Source organism: Cellulomonas bogoriensis 69B4 = DSM 16987 (assembly GCF_000767165.1).
In the GTDB taxonomy this organism is placed as follows: Bacteria; Actinomycetota; Actinomycetes; order Actinomycetales; family Cellulomonadaceae; genus Actinotalea; species Actinotalea bogoriensis.
Genome location: NZ_AXCZ01000283.1, coordinates 1 through 2,145, shown reverse-complemented (window position 1 = coordinate 2,145; position 2,145 = coordinate 1). Strand labels below are relative to the sequence as shown.

Below are 2,145 nucleotides of genomic sequence, written 5' to 3'. Positions count from 1 at the left end.
CGTCGGCACCCGTCCCGGCCTGACCTCGCGCGGCACCGTCGCGCGCCCGCCGCCGACCTGGAGTGCCGATGCAGACCACACCTGTGACCGAGCCCGACCGGGGCCACGTCCCGGGACCGTCCCGCCGCGGTACGGACCTGCGCGGGGCCGCCCTGGCCTGGGTGGGGACGGCCCTGCGCATGGTGCTGGGTGGTGTGGCCCTGGTGGCCGGCGTCATGAAGATCGTCGACCTGCCGGGGAGCGTGCGCGCGGTCCGTGCGTACGAGCTGCTGCCCGACGCGCTGGCGGTGCTGGCCGGCAACGCGCTGCCCATGATCGAGATCGTCGTGGGTCTTCTGCTCGTCACAGGGCTGTTCACCCGGTGGTCGGCGGTCCTGTTCGGGGCCCTGATGCTCGCCTTCTCGGTGGGTGTGGCCTCCGCATGGGCACGCGGGCTGACCATCGACTGCGGCTGCTTCGGCGGCGGCGGGCAGGTCGAGGCCGACGAGACCCGCTACCTGCACGTCCTGGTCCGGGACGTGGCTCTGGTCCTCGGGGCCGCCTGGTTGGTGTGGCGGCCGCGCACCCGGCTGTCCCTGGACCGGGGCCTCGGGCTCGACCCCCTCACACGCACCGGACGCACCGACGCGTCCAGTCGACCGATCGCCTCGGTCGACCGATCCGGAAGGAACTGACATGACCGACCCCCGCCCCACCAAGGCCCAGCGCCGTGACGAGGCCCGCCTGGAGGCCCAGCGCATGCGACAGGCCGAGGAGCGCGCCGCCGCCCGGCGCCGCACGATCCTGATCGCCGGCATCGTCGTGGCGATCGGTGTGCTCGCCGTCCTGGTCACGGTGATCCTGGGCCAGGGAGCGCGCACCGCCATGGAGGACGTGGACCGTCCCGCCGGCTCCACCCTCGCCGGGGGCATCCCCGTCGGGGCGGACGGGATCGCGGGCGCGGTCGACGACTACGGCGACGCCGTCGTGGTGCAGGTGTACTCGGACTACCTGTGCGGGGCGTGCGCCGCGTTCAAGCAGGAGCGCGGCGCCGAGCTCGACGAGCTGCGGGAGTCCGGCGAGATCGTCCTGGAGGTCCACCCGGTGTCGATCCTGGACCAGCCCGTGACCGGGAGCGTGTACTCGACCCGGTCGGCCGCGGCCGCGGCCCTGGTGGCCGACGAGTCGCCGGAGGCGTTCCTGGCCTTCAACGACGCCCTGTTCGACGACCGGCCCCAGGGCCCCGAGGGCCACAGCGACGAGCGCATCGCCGAGATCGCCCAGGAGTCCGGCGCCTCGGCGGCGGTCGTCCAGAGCATCGCGGACGGCACCTACTACGAGGCGGCCGGTGGGGAGGGCCGCTTCGTGCCGTGGGTCGCTGCGGCCACCGAGCAGGCGTCCCGTGACCTGGCTCGCCTGGCCACGCCGACGGTCGTCGTCGACGGTCAGATCCTGGACGCCGAGACGTTCGACTGGCGCGTGGACGGCTCCATCGCCCAGGCCGTGGCGCAGGCGCGGGCCGACCGCTGAGAACCCGGGACCCGGCCGGCGCACACCCACCGCGCCGGCCGGGTCCCCTCTGGCACACTTGACCCCGGCCTCGCAGGCCCCGCCGCCTTAGCTCAGTGGTAGAGCACCCGCCTTGTAAGCGGACGGTCGTCGGTTCGAATCCGACAGGCGGCTCCCAGCCCAGCTGCACCCCCACCGTCACCCCGTGCCCTCGGCGACGGTGCCGCGCGCCCACTGCTCTGATCGGGTGACACCCTCTGACCTGCAGCGACGTCTTGTCCCGTTTTGGGATCACACCTCCGGGTGAACCTGGGTCGAAACACTCCGAAAGTGTCGTTCCCGGACGAGTGGGGCCTTCTTCGCGCCACAGAATGGCGCCAGTCCTCTTGCACCCGTCCGGACCACCCGACCGGACGCAGGCCGACCCCGGGCCGGTGGAGGACGGCCGGCCCCCCGGGCCGGCGGCAACGCGCGACGACGTCGCGACATCCCGACACGAAGGACGTTCCTCACCATGGCTTCTGCACGCCGCAAGTCCGCCGCCGCCGCTCTCGCCGTCGTCGGCGTCGCGGGACTGGCACTCGCCTCCGCAGCCCAGCTCACCATCGGGACCGCGTCCCTGGGGGCCGGGACCCAGGTCGTGGCCTCGTGCCAGCC

2 protein-coding genes and 1 tRNA gene are annotated in these 2,145 nt (G+C 73.6%); all 3 read left to right on the top strand.

The features are described 5' to 3' along the window. The first annotated feature begins 68 nt into the window (after positions 1–68). Positions 69–674 carry a DoxX family protein gene (locus tag N869_RS14630; RefSeq protein WP_084137270.1) on the top strand — a complete coding sequence of 202 codons (606 nt, stop codon included), beginning with the start codon at positions 69–71 and terminating at the stop codon, positions 672–674. Position 675: 1 nt separating this feature from the next. Beyond that, positions 676–1,509: a DsbA family protein gene (locus N869_RS14625; RefSeq protein WP_035062823.1), complete on the top strand. Its 834-nt coding sequence runs from the start codon at positions 676–678 to the stop codon at positions 1,507–1,509. A gap of 81 nt (positions 1,510–1,590) precedes the next feature. After that, positions 1,591–1,662, top strand: a tRNA-Thr gene (locus tag N869_RS14620). Positions 1,663–2,145: the final 483 nt, after the last annotated feature.